Source organism: Burkholderia sp. HI2714, from assembly GCF_002223085.1.
In the GTDB taxonomy this organism is placed as follows: Bacteria; Pseudomonadota; Gammaproteobacteria; order Burkholderiales; family Burkholderiaceae; genus Burkholderia; species Burkholderia lata_D.
The window spans coordinates 24327-43007 of sequence record NZ_NKFM01000052.1; the positions used below are offsets into that span (position 1 = coordinate 24327).

Consider the following 18681-nt stretch of genomic DNA (forward strand, 5'->3'; position numbering starts at 1 on the left):
GCATTGCATGCTTCGGCACCAGCCTGATCGGCGCCCGTCGCGGCGGCCGATGCGCGCTTGAACACGCATCCGTACCATCGCTTTCTGCCGCCTCGGCACGCATCGTCACGCATTGTCACGCGACCCATTCGGCCCACAGCATCGTCAGCACCGTCATCAGCGCGGGGCCGACGAACAGCCCGATCAGGCCGAACGTCTCGGCGCCGCCGAGGATGCCGAACAGCACGAGCAGGAACGGCAGCCGCGCGGAACTGCCGATCAGCACCGGCCGCACGAAGTGCTCGGCGACGAACACGACGACGAACCCGAGCACGGCCACCACGATGGCCCACATGGTCGCGCCCTGCACGAACAGCCAGAGCGCCGCGCCGCAGAACACGACGGGCGCGCAGAACGGCAGCATCGCGGCGATCGCCGTGACGAGGCCGAGCAGTGCCGCATGCGGGACGCCGGCCAATGCATACGCGATACCGAGCAGCGCGCCCTCGCCGAGCCCGACGACGACGAGCCCCGTCACCGTGCCGAACACGGCCGCGACCATCCGCTCGATCAGCTCCGCGCCGCTACGCCCGAACGCGCGCCGCGCGCCCTGCAGCAATGCCCCCGACAGCTTGTGGCCGGCGCGCAGGATCACGAACAGCGTGACGAGCATGAAGCCGAATTCGAGCAGCGCGTGCGCGAGCTTCGTGCCGAACTGCCGGCCGAACGCGAGGAATTTCTCGCTGTTGACGCCGTGCATCGCGGTGGCCGCATGCAGCGGATGGGCGAGGTTGGCCTGCCACCATTCGGTGATCTGCGCCGCGCCGTAAGGCAGCCGCGCGACCACCTCCGGCACCGGGATGCCGTTGTCCTGGATCGTGCGCAGCCACTCGCGCAGGTCGTGCGCCTGGCCGATCGCCTGGGTCGCCGCGACGGCCACCGGCAGCACGACCAGCAACGAGATCGCCGCCGTGATGACGAGCGCGATGAGCGTCGGGCGGTTGCGGAACAGCCGATGCGATTCGAAGCGCTTCAGCATCGGCCACATGGCGATGGCGATCACGCAGGCCCACGCGATGGCGGGAATGAAATCGCGGATCACCCACAGCGCGATCACCAGCAGCGCCGCAACCAGCACGGCGCGAGAGACCTGCTGCGTGCGCGGCCGAGCGGCGGGCTCGGGAGACGACGGGACATGTGCGCCCATGGCACCTCTGTCGAAATGAAAAAATGGCGGTTCGCGCAGGCAACCGGCCTGCGCGAACCGCCATTCTATCCATCGGCGCCGGATCGGCGGCGCATGTGACGCGCGCGCCGCCCCGGCGCCCCGCCCGCTCAGGCCACCTTGTCGGCGGTCCGGTAACGCTCGAGCCAGTGCGCGTATGGTGCGGGCAGCGTCCACGACGGACGCTCGACGCCGAGTTGCTTGGCCGCGTAGTACGGCCAGTGCGGGTCGGCCAGATGTGCGCGGCCGACCATCACGAGATCGAGCTGCTCCTCCGCTATCACGCGGTTCGCCAGTTGCGGCGTGTCGATCCCCCACGCGGACGACACCGGCAGCCCGGCCTCGCGGCGCACGCGTTCGGCGATCGGCGCGAGGAACGCCGGGCCCCACGGGATCTGCGCGTCGGGCGTCGAGAAACCGATCGACACGCTCAGCATGTCGAGCCCTTCCCGCTTCAGCCGCTGCGTGAGCGCGATCGATTCGGCGAGCGTCTCCTCGTCGCGGCCGTCGTACTCGATCACGCCGAAGCGCGCGGTCAGCGGCAGATGCTCCGGCCACACCTTGCGCACGGCCGCCAGCGTCTCGACGAGGAAGCGGCCGCGGTTCTCGGCCGAGCCGCCGTATTCGTCGTCACGCTGGTTCGCATGCACGGAGAAGAAGCTCTGGCCGAGATAGCCGTGCGCGAAGTGCAGTTCGAGCCATTCGAAGCCCAGGTCGCGCGCGCGCTTCGCCGACGCAACGAAGTCGGCCTGCACGCGTGCGATGTCGTCGCGCGTCATCGCGCGCGGCGTCTTCGGCAGATGCGCGCCGAACGGCACGGCCGACGGCGCGATGGTTTGCCAGCCGCGCGGATCGCCGTCGGCGATGTGGTCGTCGCCTTCCCACGGGCGGTTCGCGCTCGCCTTGCGGCCCGCGTGCGCGATCTGGATGCCCGGCACCGCGCCGGCCGCCTTGATCGCCGCGACCGACGGCGCGAACGCTTCGGCCTGCGCATCGTTCCACAGCCCCGCGCAGCCCGGCGTGATGCGACCTTCCGGCGACACGGCCGTCGCCTCGGCGATCACGAGGCCCGCACCGCCACGCGCGATGCCGGCCAGATGCACGTGATGCCAGTCGTTGACGACGCCGTCCTCGGCGACGTACTGGCACATCGGCGGCACCGCGATGCGGTTGCGCAGCGTGACATCCTTGAGTTTGAACGGTTCGAACAGGGCAGACATCCACGGCTCCTTTGCTTGGTTCTGCAAAACGACTGGAAACGCGTCGTGCAATGTGCACGACGGAATGATTCGGGCCGTCGACGGGCCGGCCTGCGGCCGGCGACGGATACGGGGATGGCGCCGGCCCGGCCGGCGCCCGTGGCTCAACGGCGGCCGAGCTGCGCGAGCAGCGCCTCGGCGGCAGGCTCCGACGACGCGGGGTTCTGCCCCGTGATCAGCAGCCCGTCGGTGACGACATGCGGCGCCCAGTCAGCGCTGCGCTCGAACTCCGCGCCGTTGGTCTTCAGCATGTCCTCGACGAGGAACGGCACGACTTCCGTCAGTTCGACGGCCGCTTCCTCGCTGTTGGTGAAGCCCGTCACGCGCTTGCCGCGCACGACGGATTCGCCGGTCTGCGGGTTCTTCACGTGACGCAGCACGCCCGGCGCGTGGCACACGGTGGCGACCGGCTTGCCGGCCGCCAGCGCGCGCTCGATCAGGCCGATCGAATGCAGATCTTCGGCGAGATCCCACAGCGGGCCATGGCCGCCCGGGTAGAACACGGCGTCGTAGTCGTCCACGGACACGTCGGTCAGCTTGCGCGTCGAAGCCAGTTCGGCCTTGGCCGCCGCATCGGCGTCGAAGCGGCGCGTCGCGTCGGTCTGGGCCGTCGGATCGCTGCTTTTCGGGTCGAGCGGCGGCTGGCCGCCCTTCGGCGACGCGAGCGTCAGTTCGACGCCCGCATCCTTGAACGTGTAGTACGGCGCGGCCAGTTCCTCGAGCCAGAAGCCGGTTTTCTTGCCGGTGTCGCCGAGCGTGTCGTGCGAGGTCAGGACAACCAGAATCTTCATGATCGGACACTCCTTCGAAAAATGGATGACAGGAACGGGGCCGCTCGACCGGAAAATCCGGCCGGTCGGCGCGGCACGCCTGTGGGTTAGTCAGCTGTGACGCGTCAACGTGCGACCCGTATATCCGAATGCGACTTGCGTCTATTAGACCAGTCGTCTAGGACAATTCGAAATAAAACGACGGCGTCTCGCTGCACCACCAGCATCGCAGCGCGAAATGGCATTCAAATGGCATTTTCGCGTCTTCGTTGCCTGCGCCGCGGACGTCGTCGCATTCATGGGAACGGATGATAGCGTCGGATTAGACCGGTCGTCTAGTAAACGGGGAATCGCCCCTGCCGTCGTCATGGCCTTTTCGGTGGCGCGCGATCCGCCGGCGTCTGCCGTCGCTCGCGCCCCTCACCGGCGCCGCGGCGGCTAGCCGCGCAACGGACCGTCCGTGTCGCCCGCCTCGATCGCCGGTGCTTCGAGCCGCTGCTCGCGAACCCCGTCGCCCAGCAGCCGCAGCATCAGTTCCGCCAGTGCGCGCCCCGACGCGTGGCCGGTCGGCTGCACGACCGCCGTCACGCGGTACGGATGCGCGAGGTCCGGCGGCACGCCGTCGTAGACGATCAGCGACATGTCCTCGCCCAGGCGCAGCCCGCTGTCCACGAGCGCCCGAAACGCGCCACCACCCGCGATATTGTTGTCGACCAGCAGCGCCGTCGGCCGCTCGGGGCGCGCGAGCAGCGCCCGCGCCGCCTGCAACCCGCCGTCGTGCGTAAACGGGCACTCGACCAGCAGGGCCGGATCCGGCTCGATGCCGGCTTCGCGCAGTGCCGACAGATAGCCGGCACGGCGCTGCGCGGCGAAATTCAGTGCCAGCGGCGCGCTGATCATCGCAATGCGCCGGTGCCCGAACGCCGTCAGCCGACGCACCGCGTCCCGCGCGCCGGCCTCGTTGTCGAAATCGAACCACGCATACGGCTCGGCCACCTGCGTCCGGCCGTACGCCACGTACGGAAACGCGCTCGCCTGCAGGTACGCGATGCGCGGATCGTCGACCCGCGTGCGCGCGACGATCAGCCCGTCGACGAGTTTGCCGTCGACGATGCGCCGATAGGTGTCCAGTTCCGCGTTCGGCCGCGCCGACGCGATGATGAAATCGAGATTGCGTTCCGCGAGCCGCTCGGTGATGCCCGCGACGACCTCGCCGAAACGCGGATCGCCGAGATCGCCCGCGCCGAACGGATAGACGATGCCGACCACGTCCGCCCGCCCGGTCGCGAGCCGGCGCGCGGTCGGATCCGCCACATAGCCCATTTCCCGGGCAGCCCGCGCCACGCGTTCGCGCGTCGCCTCGCTGACGTCGTCGTAACCGTTCAGCGCGCGGCTGACCGTCGTCCGCGACAGCCCGAGCGCGTCCGATAGCGCCTTCAGATTCACCTTCACCGCCACTCCTCGCATTCGCCGATCCGCCCGGCCGCCCGACGTCCGGGACGTGCCGACCGGGTAATTATTTCCAATTGGTAACGATTACCGTCAAATAAATATCTTTTGCGTTCCAAACCGGTTTGAAATAGCATCCAAACCGGTTTGGACATCGATGCCCACTCAGCCGTTCACTTTCACTTTTCCAGGAAACGACGACGAGATGACATACTTTCCCCTTTTCCGCCCGATCGCGACCAAACGTTTGCTGCTCGCTGGCGGCGCACTTGCCGCCTTCGCGTCCGTCGCGCACGCGCAGTCCAGCGGCACGGGCGCGCCCGTGCCCACGCCCCACACGCAGCAGGCCTACGATCCCGAAGGCAACTTCACGATGCGCTGGACGCGGGCGGACATCCGCCAGATCGTCGCGCAGTCGCATACCGCCGGCGCCGACAAGAACTCGCTGCCGCAGGCGCTGACGATGCCGGACATCCCGCAGGATTTCCCGCTGATCAACTCGAACGTGTGGGTGTGGGACACGTGGCCGCTGGCCGACCTGCGCGCGAACCAGCTCAGCTACAAGGGCTGGGAGGTGATCTTCTCGCTCACCGCCGATCCGCATGCGGGTTACACGTTCGACGACCGTCACGTCCATGCGCGCATCGGCTTCTTCTACCGCCGCGCGGGCATCCCCGCGTCGCAGCGCCCGGCGAACGGCGGCTGGACCTGGGGCGGCCACCTGTTCCCGGATGGCGCGAGCGCCAAGGTGTTCGGCACGTCACCGATGACCAACAACGCGGAATGGTCGGGCTCGGCACGCCTCACGAACGGCGACAACGTGAGCCTCTACTACACCGCGACGTCGTTCAACCGCTCGGCGCCCGGCGGCGCCGACATCACGCCGCCGCAGGCGATCATCACGCGCGCCGACGGCCATATCCACGCAGACGCCACGCACGTCTGGTTCAGCGGCTTTGACGATCACAAGGCGCTGCTGCAACCGGACGGCAACTACTACCAGTCCGGCCAGCAGAACACCTACTTCTCGTTCCGCGATCCGTTCGTGTTCACCGATCCCGCGCACCCGGGCAAGACCTACATGGTCTTCGAGGGTAATACGGGCGGCCCGCGCGGCGCACGCACCTGCACCAACGCGGATCTCGGCTACGCGCCGAACGATCCGTACAAGGAAGATCTCAACGCGGTGATGAATTCGGGCGCAGTGTATCAAAAGGCCAATGTCGGCCTGGCGATCGCGACGAATCCGCAATTGACCGAGTGGAAGTTCCTGCCGCCGATCCTGTCGGCGAACTGCGTCGATGACCAGACCGAGCGCCCGCAGATCTACCTGAAGGACGGCAAGTACTACCTGTTCACGATCAGCCACCGCACGACGATGGCGGCCGGCGTCGACGGGCCGGACGGCGTGTACGGCTTCGTGGGCAACGGCATCCGCAGCGACTTCCTGCCGCTGAACGGTGGCAGCGGCCTCGTGCTCGGCAACCCGACGGACTTCTCCGCGCCGGCCGGCGCGCCGTATTCGCAGGATCCGAACCAGAATCCGCGCGAATTCCAGTCGTATTCGCACTACGTGATGCCGGGCGGGCTCGTCGAATCGTTCATCGATGCGATCGGCCCGCGCCGCGGCGGCACGCTCGCGCCGACGGTGAAGGTCAACATCAACGGAACGTCGACGGCGGTCGATCGCGCCTACGGACGCGGCGGGCTCGGCGGCTACGGCGACATTCCGGCGAACCTGCCTGCGACCGGCGGCGGCAACAGCCAGGGCAACCAACAATAACGAACGCTGGTAGAGGCACGGGGTTAAGGAGGCGCGTATCGCGCGTGTCGCGTGCGCGCCTCCTCTTTTTTCTTCCATCCATCGCGCACACCGCCGTTGAAAGCGGCTGTGCCCTCCTTTCCCGCTTTGCACGGCGGAGCACGGGACCCCGCATGACATCGACGTCTTTCCGCTTTTCCATCGGCATCGCCCGGTTGCTGCTCGCCTGCGTGGCCTGCACCCAGGTCATCGCAGCGCCCTGCCACGCGCCAGCCGACAACGGCACGCCGCAATGGCGGCCCGCGCTCCACTACACGCCGCAGCGCAACTGGATGAACGACCCGAACGGGCTCGTCTACGACAACGGCCGCTATCACCTGTTCTATCAATACAATCCGCTCGGCCGCGACTGGGGCAACATGTCGTGGGGCCACGCGACGAGCACCGACCTCGTCCACTGGCGCGAGCAGCCGGTCGCGATGCGCGCGAACGCGACGGAGGAAATCTTCTCCGGCTCGATCGTCGCCGACACGCTCAATACGTCCGGCCTGGGCCAACCGGGCCACATGCCGCTCGTCGCGCTTTATACGAGCGTGTACAAGGCGGGCTCCGGTCACGCGCCGGGCGTCCAAGCGCAGTCGCTGGCATACAGCCTCGATCAAGGTGCGACCTGGCAGCCATACGCACGCAATCCGGTGCTGACGCTCGATCCGGAATCGAAGCAATTTCGCGATCCGAAAGTGTCGTGGTATGCGCCGGGCGGCTACTGGCTGATGACGACGGTCGTCGCCGACGCGCACGTCGTGAAGCTCTATCGATCGGACGACCTGATCCACTGGAATTTCCTGAGCGACTTCACGCGGCCGGGCGTGCCGCACGACGGCGCGCTGTGGGAAATGCCCGACCTCGTGCCGCTGCCGCTCGACGGCGACCCCGCACGCATCCGGTGGGTCATGATCGTCAACGTCAATCCGTGGTCGATCGCCGGCGGCTCGGGCGCCATGTACTTCGTCGGCGACTTCGACGGCCGCACGTTTACGCCGGATCACATTGCGCCCGCCGGCTCCGATCCCGCGCAATTCCGCTGGGTCGACCATGGCGCGGACTTCTACGCAGCCGGCACCTTCTCGGGCGCGCCCGGCTCACGGCCGGTCGCGATCGCGTGGATGAGCAACTGGGATTACGCGGCGAAAGTGCCGACCACGCCATGGCGCGGCGCGACGACCCTGCCGCGCGAACTGTCGCTGAAAACGATCGACGGCGAGCCGACGCTCGTCGTCGCACCGGCCGCCGCGTTCGATGCCTGGGCGGACGGCAGGCCCGCCGTGCATGAAGGCGACCTCGCGGTCGACTCCACGACGCGCGCGCTGTCGGCCGCGACGCGCGGCGTCGTCCAGCGCATCACGGTCACGATCGCGCCGCAGCATGCGGCACGGGCGGGCCTGATCGTCCGGCGCTCGGCGGATGGCTCGGTCGGCACCCGGATCGTGTACGACACGGCAAAGGGCACGCTGACGCTCGACCGCTCGCAGTCCGGCGAAACGAATTTCGCCGACACGTTCAGCCGCGAACACATCGTGGACCTGCCGCTCGAGCACGGGCAGTTGCGGCTCGAGATCGTCGTCGATCGCGGTTCGGTCGAAGTGTTCGCGAACGGCGGCCGTGTCGCGCTCACCGACCTGATCTTCCCGCCGCTCGACGCGGATCGCGTTGCCGTGTTTGCCGAACACGGCCGCGCGACGTTCTCCGGGCTCACGGTGACGCAGCTCGAAGCCGGCGGTGACAGGCATGGCGCCTGTGCGGCGCGATAGACGCGACGGGCGGACGGCCGTTGGTCCTGCATGTGACGGGGGCTGTCCGACCGGCATCACGCCGGTCGGTGACAGCCCCCGCCGGAGCCCCACCGATCAGAGCAAGCCCATCCCGCCCGACGCGATGATCTCCGCGCCGACGATGAACGCGGATTCGGGCGCGCTGAGGTGCAGCACCGTCGACGCGATCTCGTCCGGCGTGCCGAACCGGCCGACCGGGACGAGGCCCTTGATCTTCTCCGCCGTTTCGTCGAGCGTGGCCGCGTCGAGCCCGAGCTTGCCGTAGAGCGGCGTCTGCACGGGACCGGGGCTCACGACGTTCACGCGCACGCCGTGCGGCAGCAACTCCGTCGACAGCGTCTTCGCGAACGAATTGACGGCCGCCTTGCTCGCCGCATACACCGACGAGCCGGGCATCCCGATGTGCGCGTTGATCGAGCCGTTGATCACGATCGACGCGCCGCGGTTCAGCAGCGGCACCAGCGACTGGATCTGGAAATACGCGCCCTTCACGTTGGTGTTGAACACGAGATCCCACATGGCCTCGTCACTGTCGGCGAACGGCGCGAGTTTCGCGACGCCCGCGTTGATGAACACGGCGTCGAGCCGCGCCCCCGCCGACGCGATCGCATCGGCCAGCGCGCGGGCCGACGCGACGCTGCCGGCCTCGTTGCGGATCGCGAGCGCGTCTGCGCCGAGCGATTGCCGCGCGGCCTCGAGCGTCTGCGCATCGCGCCCGGTGATGATGACGCGCGCACCTTCTGCCGCGAATGCCTTGGCGGCCGCCAGGCCGATACCGCTGTTACCACCCGTGACGAGGACCGTCTTTCCTTCGAAGCGTTGCATGATGTTCTCCTGTGAACCGGTGAGTTGACCGTGAACACAGGATGCGCGCGGCGCCCGGTCATGCCGTACGACGGGCGTGACGAACATGTTCGAAATTTTCGAACGTGTTCGGGCGGGTGAATTCGATTGCCTTGTCCTTTCCTGCCCTGTTCCGTTCCGCGCCGCGTCAGCCGGCCACGTCGATGCCGTCGAGCAGGCGCTGCGCGAGCCGCGGTTCGCGCAATTGCTCGAGCCACCATTGCAGCGCGCGGCCGTCCCGGTCGCCGTGCCATGCGACATACAGCAGGTTCGGCTCGCGCGGATCGGTCGTCTGCCTTTCCACGAGTTCGCCGCGCGCGAGCAGCGACGCCACGCGCCGGCGCGGCACCCAGCCGACGCCAAGCCCGTCGCGCTGCGCGAGGATCTTCGCGCGCATCGACGGCACTGCAAGCACGGCCTGCCCGCCGAGCAGGCCATACGCGCGGCCGACCGCGCGCCGCGACGAATCGGCGACGACGACGGCCCGGTGCGCACCGATCGCGTCCCGCGTCAGCGCGCCGCTCACGGCGGCCAGCGGATGGCGCGGCGACACCGCGAACACCCACTCCATCGCGCCCAGCTCGAACCACTTGAAACCGGGAATCGCCGGCGGCTCGTTGGTCGCGCCGATCACCAGGTCCGCGCGTCCGTCGCGCAGCGCTTCCCAGGTCCCGCCGAGCACTTCGTGCGTGAATCGCAGCGACACGCCCGAGTCGAGCGCATCGAACGCGCGAACGACCGGCAGCAGCGTGTCGAACTCCAGCACCTCGTCGCTGACGATCCACAGCCGGTCCTCCCAGCCGCTCGCGACCTGCCGCACGCGCTGCGTCAGCCGCGCGACGTCCAGTGCCAGCCGCGCGGCTTCGTCGGTCAGCAACTGGCCGGCCGGCGTGAGCTGCAGCCGGTAACCGCGGCGGTCGAACAGCAGCGCGTCGAAGCGCGTTTCGAGCTGGCGCGCCGCGTGCGACACCGTCGACGGCGCCTTGCCGAGCCGCGCGGCCGCGCGCGACAGGCTGCCGGTGGCGCGGATCGCGTCGAGCAGCGCAAGTTCGTCTTCGGACAGCATGGGCACGCTCCGGTGTGGGGTTGTCGTGGATCGTAAGGCAGCGGCGGGCCGAGGTCCAATCGCTCGGTGCGGCTGCGTCGTCTGACGATGCCCGTCACCCCTGCGGGATGCCGCCGGGCCAGCGTTGCACGATGCACCGGTTCGCCGGCCGCCCGCGTCGCCCTGTCGGGATTCCTTGCACCGTGTGGCCGGTTCGTGCATCGTGCGACACCCGCGAAGCCGTCATGCCGCGCAGAGCCACCCATTCTTTCGTCGCCTTCGGTATGCTGATCGGCACAAAATTACTGCAATCGAGGTAACCACTGCGATGGACATCGCGATCCGCATCGAAGGCCGTCACGACCTGACGGGGCAGATCTTCCGGCAACTGCGCACCGCGATCGTCGACGGGCGGCTCGCCGGCGGCGCGCGGCTGCCGTCGACGCGCGACCTCGCGAAACAGCTCGGCGTATCGCGCAAGACGACGCTCGACGCGTTCGAGCGTCTCGTCGCCGAGGGTTTCCTGACCACGCGCGCGGGCGACGGCACGTTCGTCGCCGACGGCCTCGCGCGCGTGCCGCACGCCGCGGCCATGTCGGCGCCCTCCCTCGTCGAATACATGCCGCGCATCGACGCAGTCGATGCGCGTGCGCTGTGGGACGACCTGCCCGACGCGCTCTCGATGCCCACGCCGCAGGATGCGCCGGGCTTCGATTTCCGTGGCGGCGTGACCGACAAGGCGCTGTTCCCGTTCGACGCATGGCGGCGCTGCCTGCATCACGCGCTGCGCCAGCAGATGCGCGGCCCGGCCCTGTACCACGACCCGGCCGGCGATCCGCAGTTGCGCGGCGCGATCGCGCGTTACGTCGCGTTCAGCCGCGCGGTCGCGTGCGGCTGGGACGACGTGCTCGTCACGCAAGGCGCGCAACAGGCGCTCGACCTGATCGCCCGCGTCGTCGTGCGGCCCGGCGATGTGGTGGCGGTCGAGGATCCCGGCTATCCACCTGCCCGCGCCGCGTTCGCGTCGCTCGGCGCGACGGTGATCGGCGTGCCGGTCGACGCACAGGGACTGGTGACGGAACGGCTGCCCGACGACGCACGCCTCGTCTACGTGACGCCGTCGCATCAGTTCCCGCTCGGCATGCCGATGACGCTGGACCGGCGCGTCGCGCTGCTCGAATGGGCACAGCGCCGCCGCGCGGTGATCATCGAGGACGACTACGACGGCGAGTTCCGCTTCGAGGGCCGGCCGGTGGAATCGCTGAAGAGCCTCGACCGCACGGGCCTCGTTGCGTACGTCGGCACGTTTTCGAAGACGATCTTTCCGGAACTGCGGATCGGCTACGCGATTCCGCCGCGCGCGCTGCGCGGCGCGCTGACCAAGGCGAAGCAGATCGTCGACTGGCACACCTGCACGCTGACTCAGGCGGCACTCGCGCGCTTCATGCTCGAAGGCGATTTCGCGCGGCACCTGAAGCGCGTGCAGAAGCACTACGAGGCGCGTCGCAAGATGCTGATCGCGCATCTGCGCGGCGAACTCGCGCCGTGGTTCGACGCGATCGTGCCGAGCGCCGGCATCCACCTCGCGGCCTACCTGAAGCCGGGGCTCGACGAAGCGGCGCTGGTCCGCGCGGCCCGCGCGCAGGACATCGGCCTGTACGGCATCTCGGCGTTCCACGTCGGCGTGCCGGTCCGTGCGGGGCTGCTGTTCGGCTATGGCGGGATCGACACGCTGCGCATCGACACGGCGCTCGCGACGCTGGCCGGCCTGCTGGGTTCGGACGCCATTGGCGGCTCGGCACTGGTTACCTGAATTTCCAGGAAATTGGCCATTCAAGCAGGCCAGCATGCGTCTTAAAGTGGGTCCTGTCGCGCCACCGTGCGCTCCAACCGAAAAGGACCTGCCATGCAACCGCGCCTGAACTTCTACGCCGCCAGCCCGAATGCGATCAAGGTGATGCGCAACGCCGAGGAATTCCTCGCGAAGAGCTCGATCGAAAAGCCGCTCGCCGAACTCGTCCGCCTGCGTGCCTCGCAGATCAACGGCTGCGCGTTCTGCGTCGACATGCACACGACCGACGCGCGCAAGGGCGGCGAAACCGAGCGCCGCCTGGCCACCGTCGTCACGTGGCGCGAAACGCCGTTCTTCACCGAGCGCGAACGCGCGGCGCTGGAATGGACCGAGGCGCTGACGCTGGTCGCCAGCAACCACGTCCCCGATGCCGTCTGGGAAGCCGTGAAGCCGCATTTCACCGATGAAGAGCTGTTCGACCTGTCGATGCTGATCGCGACGATCAACTCGTGGAACCGCTTCGCGATCGCGTTCCGCAAGATGCCCGAGTAAGGAGACGACGATGATGGACGCTACGCTCCGTCGCGCCGCCCTGTGTGCATCGCTCGCGGCCGGCGTCGCGCTGCTGCCGGCCGCTGCCCGGGCGCACGATACCGGCAACAACGTGCACGCGATCATGCAGCAGGCCGTGCCCGAAGCGCCCGGCAAGCTCGCGGTCGTCGCGACCGTCGACTATGCGCCCGGCCAGGCGTCCGAAGCGCACCGGCACCTCGGCTCGGTGTTCGCGGTCGTGTCGAAAGGCGAAGTGCTGTCGCAGGTGAACGGCGGCCCGCTGCACCGCTATCGCACCGGCGAAGGCTGGTACGAGGCGCCCGGATCGCGCCACCAGGAGTCGCGCAACGCGAGCGCGACCGAGCCCGCGCAACTCGTCGTGTTCGGGCTGACCGGCGAACACGTGCCGCTGACGTCGCCGATCGATCAGTAAGCGCTTTCCGGGGGGCGTGCCATCGTCCAGGCACGCGCCGCCCCGCTTCGCGACCGGCTTTCCATACCGTGTGGCCCCGCCACGTCCCGCCGCGTCTCCATTAGCTGCTCCCTACACTCCGCCGCCGGCTTGCCGCACCGCGCCGCATCACGTCACCTCCCCGCCCACCCGCGCCCCCGTTCGACGCTCGCCTGATCGCGATCAACTCGGGCGGAAACCCTTCCTTGAAATTAACTAACTCATCAATTAGCGTCGATTTCATGAACGCGAAATCCACCGTCGCCAGGCCCCGCGGCCGCCGCCCGTCGGTCGACGATTTCGACCTGCGCGGCCACATGCTCGACGTCGCGATGCAGTTGTTCGCCGAGCGCGGCATCGCCGCGACGACCGTCGCGCAGATCGCCGCCGCCGCCGGCGTCACGTCGGCGATGGTCCACTACTACTTCACGAATCGCGAGCAGCTGCTCGACGCGATCGTCGAGGAACGGCTCGCGCAGGCCATCGCGTTCGTGTGGCGGCCGACCGAGCCGCAAATCGAAAACGACCCGTTCGCGCTCGTCGCCGAACTCGTCGACCGCTTCTTCGACGTCACGCGCCGCATGCCGTGGCTGCCGTCGATCTGGCTGCGCGAGATCATCCATGAAGGCGGGCTGCTGCGCGAGCGGATGGTCCGGCGCATTCCGCTCGAACATGTCGGGCGCTTTGCCGAACGCATCCGCGGTGCGCAGCAGGCCGGCACGCTGAACCCCGCGCTCGAACCCGCGTTCCTGTTCCACTCGATCATCGCGCTGGTGATGCTGCCGCTCGCGACCGCGAAACTGTGGCAAAGCGCGCGCGGCCTGCCGCCGATCGACCGCGACGTGCTGCACCGCCACGTCCGCGCGCTGCTCGGGTCGGGCATGCAGCCGCCGGCCGCCGCGCCGCGCGCACGGGCCCGCTCGCCGCGGAGGCCATCGTGAACATGGCGCGCGCACTGCCGCTCGCGCTGGCCGCCGCGGTCGCGCTGCTCGCCGGTTGCGGACGGCAAGCGAGCAACGGTACGACCTACCAGGGCTACGTCGAAGGCGAATTCGTGTACCTGGCGTCGTCGCAATCGGGCACGCTGACGCAGTTGTCGGTCGCGCGCGGCCAGACTCTCGCCGCCGGCACGCCGGCCTTCTCGCTCGAAGCCGCCAACGAAACGGCCGCGCTGCTGCAGGCGCAGCACCAGCTCGCAGCCGCCCGCGCCCAGCTTGCCGACCTGCAGACCGGCAAGCGCCCGCCGGAAATCGCGGTCACGCAGGCGCAACTCGCGCAGGCCACCGCGCAAGCCGCGCGGGCCGCCGCGCAACGCGTGCGTGACGAAAGCCAGTACGCGGCCGGCGGCTTGTCGAAACAGCAGCTCGACGATTCGCGCACGTCCGCGCAAACCACCGCCGCGCAGATGCGCGAATTGCAGAAGCAGGTCGACGTCGCACGCCTGCCGGGCCGCGCGCAGCAAGTGACCGCGCAGGCCGCGCAGGTGGATGCCGCGCAGGCGGCAGTCGCCGAGGCGCAATGGAAGCTCGACCAGAAGCGCGTCGCCGCGCCCGCCGCCGGGCGCGTGTACGACACGCTGTACCGCGTCGGCGAATGGGTGCAGGCCGGCAATCCGGTCGTGCAGATGCTGCCGCCGCAAAACCTGAAGGTGCGCTTCTTCGTGCCGGAGGCCGCCGTCGCCTCGCTCGCACCGGGGCGCACGGTCGCGATCCACTGCGACGGCTGTGCGGCCGACGTGCCCGCGCGCATCACCTACGTGTCGAGCGAGGCCGAATACACGCCGCCCGTGATCTACAGCAACGAGAGCCGGACCAAGCTCGTGTTCATGATCGAGGCGCGCCCCACCGTCGCCGATGCGCCGAAGCTGCATCCGGGCCAGCCCGTCGCCGTGAACGTGCCATGAACGCGCCACCCGCACCGTATGCGATCGACGTCGATCGCCTGAACAAGCATTTCGGCGACAAGCATGTCGTGAAGGACGTGTCGCTGCGCGTCGCGCGCGGCGAGATCTTCGGCTTTCTCGGCCCGAACGGCAGCGGCAAGACCACGTCGATCCGGATGATGTGCGGGCTGCTCACGCCCGACTCGGGCAGCGGCACCTGCCTCGGCTACGACATCGTGCGCGACAGCGCGCAGATCAAGCGGCGCGTCGGCTACATGACGCAGCGCTTCTCGTACTGGGAAGACCTGTCGATCCGCGAGAACCTCGACTTCGTCGCGCGCGTGTACGGGATGCCCGACCGCAAGGCGGCCGTCGCGCGCGCACTCGACGGGCTCGGCCTCGCGAGCCGCGCGGATCAACTCACCGGCGCGCTGTCGGGCGGCTGGAAGCAGCGCCTCGCGCTGGCCGCCTGCATGCTGCACGAGCCGGCGCTGCTGCTGCTCGACGAGCCGACGGCCGGCGTCGACCCGGCCGCGCGCCGCGACTTCTGGGAGGAACTGCACCGGCTGGCCGCCCAAGGCATCTCGGTGCTCGTCAGCACGCACTACATGGACGAAGCCGAGCGCTGCCACAAGCTCGCATACATCGCGTACGGCGAGCTGCTCGCGCAGGGCACGTCGGCGGAGATCGTCGCGTCGCAGGGGCTCGCGACCCGCGCGATCACCGGCGCGCATCTGAGCGAACTGTCCGCTCGGCTGCGCACGATGCCGGGCGTCGACCAGACGGTCGTGTTCGGCTCGGTGCTCCATGTGAGCGGCCGTGATCAGGCGCAGCTCGACGCGACGCTCGCTCAGGTCGCGGCGCAGGCCGACGGGCCTGCCGCGCTGCAGGTCGCGCCGATCGACACCGGGCTCGAGGACGTCTTCATCTTCATGATGGGCCGCGCATCCGGGCCGTCCGGCGGAGCGTCGTCATGAACGCATGGGCGCGCCTGCGCGATGCGTTCTCGGTCGCCCGCTGGTGGAGCATCGTGCTGAAGGAATTCCTGCAGCTGCGGCGCGACCGCGTGACGTTCGCGATGATCGTCGGCGTGCCGATCATCCAGCTCACGCTGTTCGGCTTCGCGATCAACACCGATCCGAAGCACCTGCCCACGGCCGTGATCGTCGCCGATGCGAGCCCGTTCGCGCGCAGCTTCGTCGCCGCGATGCGCAATTCCGCGTACTTCGACATCGTCGAGACGCTGCCCGACGAGGCGGCCGGCCGGCATGCGCTCGCCCGCGGCGACGTGCAGTTCGTGCTGAACGTGCCGGCCGATTTCTCGCGGCGGCTGCTGCGTGGCGAGCGTCCGTCGCTGCTCGTCGAGGCGGACGCGACCGATCCCGTCGCGACCGCGTCGGCGATCGCCGCGCTGCCGGGCCTCGTGCAGCCCGTCGCCGACAAGGACCTGACGGGCCCGCTCGCCTACCTGAACGGCCGCCCGGCCGCGTTCGACGTCGTGCTGCACCGGCTGTACAACCCCGAGGGCATCACGCAGTACAACGTCGTGCCCGGCCTGATGGGCGTGATCCTGACGATGACGATGGTGATGATGACGGGCCTCGCGATCACCCGCGAACGCGAGCGCGGCACGATGGAGAACCTGCTCGCAACGCCGGTGCGGCCGCTCGAGGTGATGACGGGCAAGATCGTCCCGTACGTGCTGATCGGGCTGATCCAGGTGTCGATCATCGTCGCTGCGGCGCGCTTCGTGTTCGACGTGCCGTTCGTCGGCGGCGTGTTCGCGATCTACCTGTCCGCGCTGCTGTTCATCGCCGCGAACCTGACGGTCGGCATCACGCTGTCGTCGCTCGCGCAGAACCAGTTGCAGGCGATGCAGCTCGCGGTGTTCTACTTCCTGCCGAACATCCTGCTGTCGGGCTTCATGTTCCCGTTCGCCGGGATGCCGAAGTGGGCGCAGTTCATCGGCAACCTGCTGCCGCTCACCTACTTCAACCGCCTCGTGCGCGGGATCCTGCTGAAAGGCAACGGCTGGAGCGACCTGTGGCCGTCGGTGTGGCCGGTCGCGCTGTTCACCGTCGTCGTGATGGGCATCGCGCTGCGCTTCTACCGGCGCACGCTCGACTAGGTGCCGCACGATGAAACCGGCTTCGCGTCGCCCTTTCCACGCCGCCCGCGGTTGCATGCTGATCGCCGCTGCGCTGCTCGTCGCCGGATGCGCGGTCGGGCCGGATTTCCACGCGCCGGATGCGCCCGCCACGCAGCGCTACACGCGCGGCGAGCCGCCCGCGACGACGGCCTCCACCGCCGGCCCGACCGGCGATGCGCAGACGTTCGCATCGGCCGCGCATACCCCGCAGCACTGGTGGACGCAGTTCGGCTCCGAACCGCTGAACCGGCTCGTCGATACCGCTTGGCACAACAGCCCGACGCTTGCGCAAGCCCGTGCGCGACTCGACGAAGCGCGGCAGAACCACGCGGCCGAAGCCGGCGCGACGATGTTGCCGAAAGTCGATGCGAGCCTGTCCGCCACACGCCAGCGAGTCGACACGACCGCGTTCGGCCTGCCCGCCAACGTGCCCAGCCCGGGGCCGTTCACGCTGTATGACGCGTCGGTGAGCGTGTCGTACGTGCTCGACGTGTTCGGTGGCAACCGGCGTGCGCTCGAAGCACTGCGCGCGCAGGTCGACTACCAGGCGTACACGCTTGACGCCGCGCGCCTGACGCTCGCGGGCAACGTCGTCGCGACCACGATCCTGCGCGCGTCGCTCGCGCAGCAGGTCGCGCTCACGCGGCAACTGATCGATGCGCAGGCGCGGCAGCTACGCATCGTCGAAGCGCGTTTCGCGGCGGGTGGCGTTTCGCAGGCCGACGTGCATGCGCAGCGCGCGCTGCTCGCGCAGACGCGGGCGTCGCTGCCACCGCTCGAGGCCCGCCTCGCGCAAGCCGGCCACCGGCTCGCGATCCTGCTCGGCGTGCCGCCGTCCGATGCCGTGCTGCCCGACCTCACACTCGATACGCTCGCGTTGCCACGCACGCTGCCGGTCGCGCTGCCGTCGACGCTCGCGCGCGAACGCCCCGACATCCGCGCGGCCGAAGCCGTGCTGCACCAGGCGAGCGCGAACGTGGGCGTGGCCACCGCGAACCTGTATCCGCGCTTTTCGATTTCGGCGGGGATCGGCTCGGAGCGCACGCGCATCGCGGATCTCGTGAGCGGGCTCAATGTGTGGAATGTCGGCCTCGGGCTGACGCAACCGCTCTTTCATGGCGGTGAACTGCGCGCGAAGAAACGTGCGGCCGAAGCGGCGTACGACGCGGCCTTCGCAAGTTACCGGGAAACCGTGCTCGAGGCGCTGCAGCAGGTGGCCGATGCAATGCGCGCGGTCGAGCACGACGCGGCTGCACTGCAGGCGAGAGACACCGCCGCGCAGGAAGCGGCGGCCAGCAACCGGATTGCCGGCGACCGCTACGCGGCGGGCGGGATCAGCACGTTCGACCTGCTCGACGCGCAGCGGCAGGCGTTGCAGACGGCGCTCGACCGTACGCGCGCGCAGGCCGACCGGCTCGCCGATACGGCGGCGCTGTTTCAGGCGCTGGCGGGGAACTGGACGGACGATGCGGCGCAATGACCTGCTCGAGCGCGTCGCCGCCGCTGCACGACAAGCGCGACGCGACGTTCGTCTGCGACGGTCATTCCATTGACGACCACCTCGACGCGTTCTCGTATCGACCGGCGTGCGTCATCTGCTGCCGTCGGAAGCAGCATGCCGAGTGATCGTGGACGATGTCGACTGCCTGCATCCAAGCATGGACGATACGTCGGGCCGACATCCTTGAATC

The 18681-nt window shown here is 69.0% G+C and carries 17 protein-coding genes; 11 read left to right on the forward strand and 6 right to left on the reverse strand.

The genetic code is table 11. The features are described 5' to 3' along the window. Positions 1–115: 115 nt before the first annotated feature. The 4 genes from CFB82_RS26300 to CFB82_RS26315 all read right to left on the reverse strand — a co-directional run bounded on the left by CFB82_RS26300 (position 116) and on the right by CFB82_RS26315 (position 4700). Positions 116–1186 carry an AI-2E family transporter gene (locus tag CFB82_RS26300; protein WP_089485896.1) on the reverse strand — a complete coding sequence of 357 codons (1071 nt, stop codon included), beginning with the start codon at positions 1184–1186 and terminating at the stop codon, positions 116–118. 128 nt (positions 1187–1314) lie between these two features. Then, positions 1315–2424 carry an NADH:flavin oxidoreductase/NADH oxidase gene (locus tag CFB82_RS26305; protein WP_069251469.1) on the reverse strand — a complete coding sequence of 370 codons (1110 nt, stop codon included), beginning with the start codon at positions 2422–2424 and terminating at the stop codon, positions 1315–1317. A 143-nt stretch (positions 2425–2567) separates the two neighbouring features. Then, complete coding sequence (locus tag CFB82_RS26310) at positions 2568–3254, reverse strand: type 1 glutamine amidotransferase domain-containing protein (RefSeq protein ID WP_069251468.1); 687 nt, start codon at positions 3252–3254, stop codon at positions 2568–2570. A gap of 417 nt (positions 3255–3671) precedes the next feature. Beyond that, positions 3672–4700, reverse strand: a complete 1029-nt coding sequence (locus CFB82_RS26315) for a substrate-binding domain-containing protein (protein WP_089485897.1) — start codon at positions 4698–4700, stop codon at positions 3672–3674. A 187-nt stretch (positions 4701–4887) separates the two neighbouring features. On the opposite strand from CFB82_RS26315, the gene CFB82_RS26320 reads away from it, so the two are divergent. After that, on the forward strand, positions 4888–6465 hold the full coding sequence (locus CFB82_RS26320) for a glycoside hydrolase family 68 protein (protein ID WP_089485898.1): 1578 nt from the start codon (positions 4888–4890) through the stop codon (positions 6463–6465). Between the two features lie 152 nt (positions 6466–6617). Beyond that, positions 6618–8255 carry a glycoside hydrolase family 32 protein gene (locus CFB82_RS26325; protein WP_089485899.1) on the forward strand — a complete coding sequence of 546 codons (1638 nt, stop codon included), beginning with the start codon at positions 6618–6620 and terminating at the stop codon, positions 8253–8255. 96 nt (positions 8256–8351) lie between these two features. On the opposite strand, the gene CFB82_RS26330 is transcribed toward CFB82_RS26325, so the two are convergent. After that, entirely contained in the window at positions 8352–9101 is a 750-nt protein-coding gene (locus CFB82_RS26330) for an SDR family oxidoreductase (RefSeq protein WP_089485900.1), read from the reverse strand. Positions 9102–9267: 166 nt separating this feature from the next. After that, on the reverse strand, positions 9268–10185 hold the full coding sequence (locus CFB82_RS26335) for a LysR family transcriptional regulator (protein WP_089485901.1): 918 nt from the start codon (positions 10183–10185) through the stop codon (positions 9268–9270). Between the two features lie 307 nt (positions 10186–10492). Here CFB82_RS26335 and pdxR point away from each other — a divergent pair, with 307 nt between their 5' ends. The 9 genes from pdxR to CFB82_RS43390 all read left to right on the forward strand — a co-directional run bounded on the left by pdxR (position 10493) and on the right by CFB82_RS43390 (position 18616). Continuing rightward, positions 10493–11977 carry a MocR-like pyridoxine biosynthesis transcription factor PdxR gene (pdxR, locus tag CFB82_RS26340; RefSeq protein ID WP_089485902.1) on the forward strand — a complete coding sequence of 495 codons (1485 nt, stop codon included), beginning with the start codon at positions 10493–10495 and terminating at the stop codon, positions 11975–11977. A gap of 93 nt (positions 11978–12070) precedes the next feature. Then, positions 12071–12508, forward strand: coding sequence for a carboxymuconolactone decarboxylase family protein (locus tag CFB82_RS26345; RefSeq protein ID WP_069251461.1), 438 nt, complete (start codon positions 12071–12073; stop codon positions 12506–12508). Positions 12509–12518: 10 nt separating this feature from the next. Further along, positions 12519–12941, forward strand: a complete 423-nt coding sequence (locus tag CFB82_RS26350; RefSeq protein WP_089485903.1) for a cupin domain-containing protein — start codon at positions 12519–12521, stop codon at positions 12939–12941. 260 nt (positions 12942–13201) lie between these two features. After that, the gene (locus CFB82_RS26355) at positions 13202–13900 is read left to right on the forward strand and encodes a TetR/AcrR family transcriptional regulator (RefSeq protein WP_089485904.1); all 699 of its coding nucleotides are present in this window, start codon (positions 13202–13204) and stop codon (positions 13898–13900) included. Continuing rightward, positions 13897–14862: an HlyD family secretion protein gene (locus CFB82_RS26360; RefSeq protein ID WP_089485905.1), complete on the forward strand. Its 966-nt coding sequence runs from the start codon at positions 13897–13899 to the stop codon at positions 14860–14862. The genes CFB82_RS26355 and CFB82_RS26360 overlap by 4 nt, the downstream gene beginning before the upstream one ends. Continuing rightward, the gene (locus tag CFB82_RS26365) at positions 14859–15818 is read left to right on the forward strand and encodes an ABC transporter ATP-binding protein (protein ID WP_089485906.1); all 960 of its coding nucleotides are present in this window, start codon (positions 14859–14861) and stop codon (positions 15816–15818) included. The genes CFB82_RS26360 and CFB82_RS26365 overlap by 4 nt, the downstream gene beginning before the upstream one ends. After that, complete coding sequence (locus CFB82_RS26370) at positions 15815–16969, forward strand: ABC transporter permease (RefSeq protein WP_089485907.1); 1155 nt, start codon at positions 15815–15817, stop codon at positions 16967–16969. The genes CFB82_RS26365 and CFB82_RS26370 overlap by 4 nt, the downstream gene beginning before the upstream one ends. Positions 16970–16979: 10 nt before the next feature. Further along, the gene (locus CFB82_RS26375; protein WP_089485908.1) at positions 16980–18470 is read left to right on the forward strand and encodes an efflux transporter outer membrane subunit; all 1491 of its coding nucleotides are present in this window, start codon (positions 16980–16982) and stop codon (positions 18468–18470) included. Beyond that, entirely contained in the window at positions 18467–18616 is a 150-nt protein-coding gene (locus tag CFB82_RS43390; protein ID WP_174943718.1) for a hypothetical protein, read from the forward strand. Before CFB82_RS26375 ends, CFB82_RS43390 begins: the two co-directional genes overlap by 4 nt. Positions 18617–18681 lie beyond the last annotated feature (65 nt).

Coding starts and splice junctions, on each gene's coding strand:
- CFB82_RS26300 (WP_089485896.1), bottom strand. CDS start 1,186: ATGGGCGCACATGTCCCGTCGTCTCCCGAGCCCGCCGCTCGGCCGCGC.
- CFB82_RS26350 (WP_089485903.1), top strand. CDS start 12,519: ATGATGGACGCTACGCTCCGTCGCGCCGCCCTGTGTGCATCGCTCGCG.
- CFB82_RS26320 (WP_089485898.1), top strand. CDS start 4,888: ATGACATACTTTCCCCTTTTCCGCCCGATCGCGACCAAACGTTTGCTG.
- CFB82_RS26345 (WP_069251461.1), top strand. CDS start 12,071: ATGCAACCGCGCCTGAACTTCTACGCCGCCAGCCCGAATGCGATCAAG.
- CFB82_RS26305 (WP_069251469.1), bottom strand. CDS start 2,424: ATGTCTGCCCTGTTCGAACCGTTCAAACTCAAGGATGTCACGCTGCGC.
- CFB82_RS26315 (WP_089485897.1), bottom strand. CDS start 4,700: ATGCGAGGAGTGGCGGTGAAGGTGAATCTGAAGGCGCTATCGGACGCG.
- pdxR (WP_089485902.1), top strand. CDS start 10,493: ATGGACATCGCGATCCGCATCGAAGGCCGTCACGACCTGACGGGGCAG.
- CFB82_RS26325 (WP_089485899.1), top strand. CDS start 6,618: ATGACATCGACGTCTTTCCGCTTTTCCATCGGCATCGCCCGGTTGCTG.
- CFB82_RS43390 (WP_174943718.1), top strand. CDS start 18,467: ATGACCTGCTCGAGCGCGTCGCCGCCGCTGCACGACAAGCGCGACGCG.
- CFB82_RS26330 (WP_089485900.1), bottom strand. CDS start 9,101: ATGCAACGCTTCGAAGGAAAGACGGTCCTCGTCACGGGTGGTAACAGC.
- CFB82_RS26355 (WP_089485904.1), top strand. CDS start 13,202: ATGAACGCGAAATCCACCGTCGCCAGGCCCCGCGGCCGCCGCCCGTCG.
- CFB82_RS26335 (WP_089485901.1), bottom strand. CDS start 10,185: ATGCTGTCCGAAGACGAACTTGCGCTGCTCGACGCGATCCGCGCCACC.
- CFB82_RS26375 (WP_089485908.1), top strand. CDS start 16,980: ATGAAACCGGCTTCGCGTCGCCCTTTCCACGCCGCCCGCGGTTGCATG.
- CFB82_RS26365 (WP_089485906.1), top strand. CDS start 14,859: ATGAACGCGCCACCCGCACCGTATGCGATCGACGTCGATCGCCTGAAC.
- CFB82_RS26310 (WP_069251468.1), bottom strand. CDS start 3,254: ATGAAGATTCTGGTTGTCCTGACCTCGCACGACACGCTCGGCGACACC.
- CFB82_RS26370 (WP_089485907.1), top strand. CDS start 15,815: ATGAACGCATGGGCGCGCCTGCGCGATGCGTTCTCGGTCGCCCGCTGG.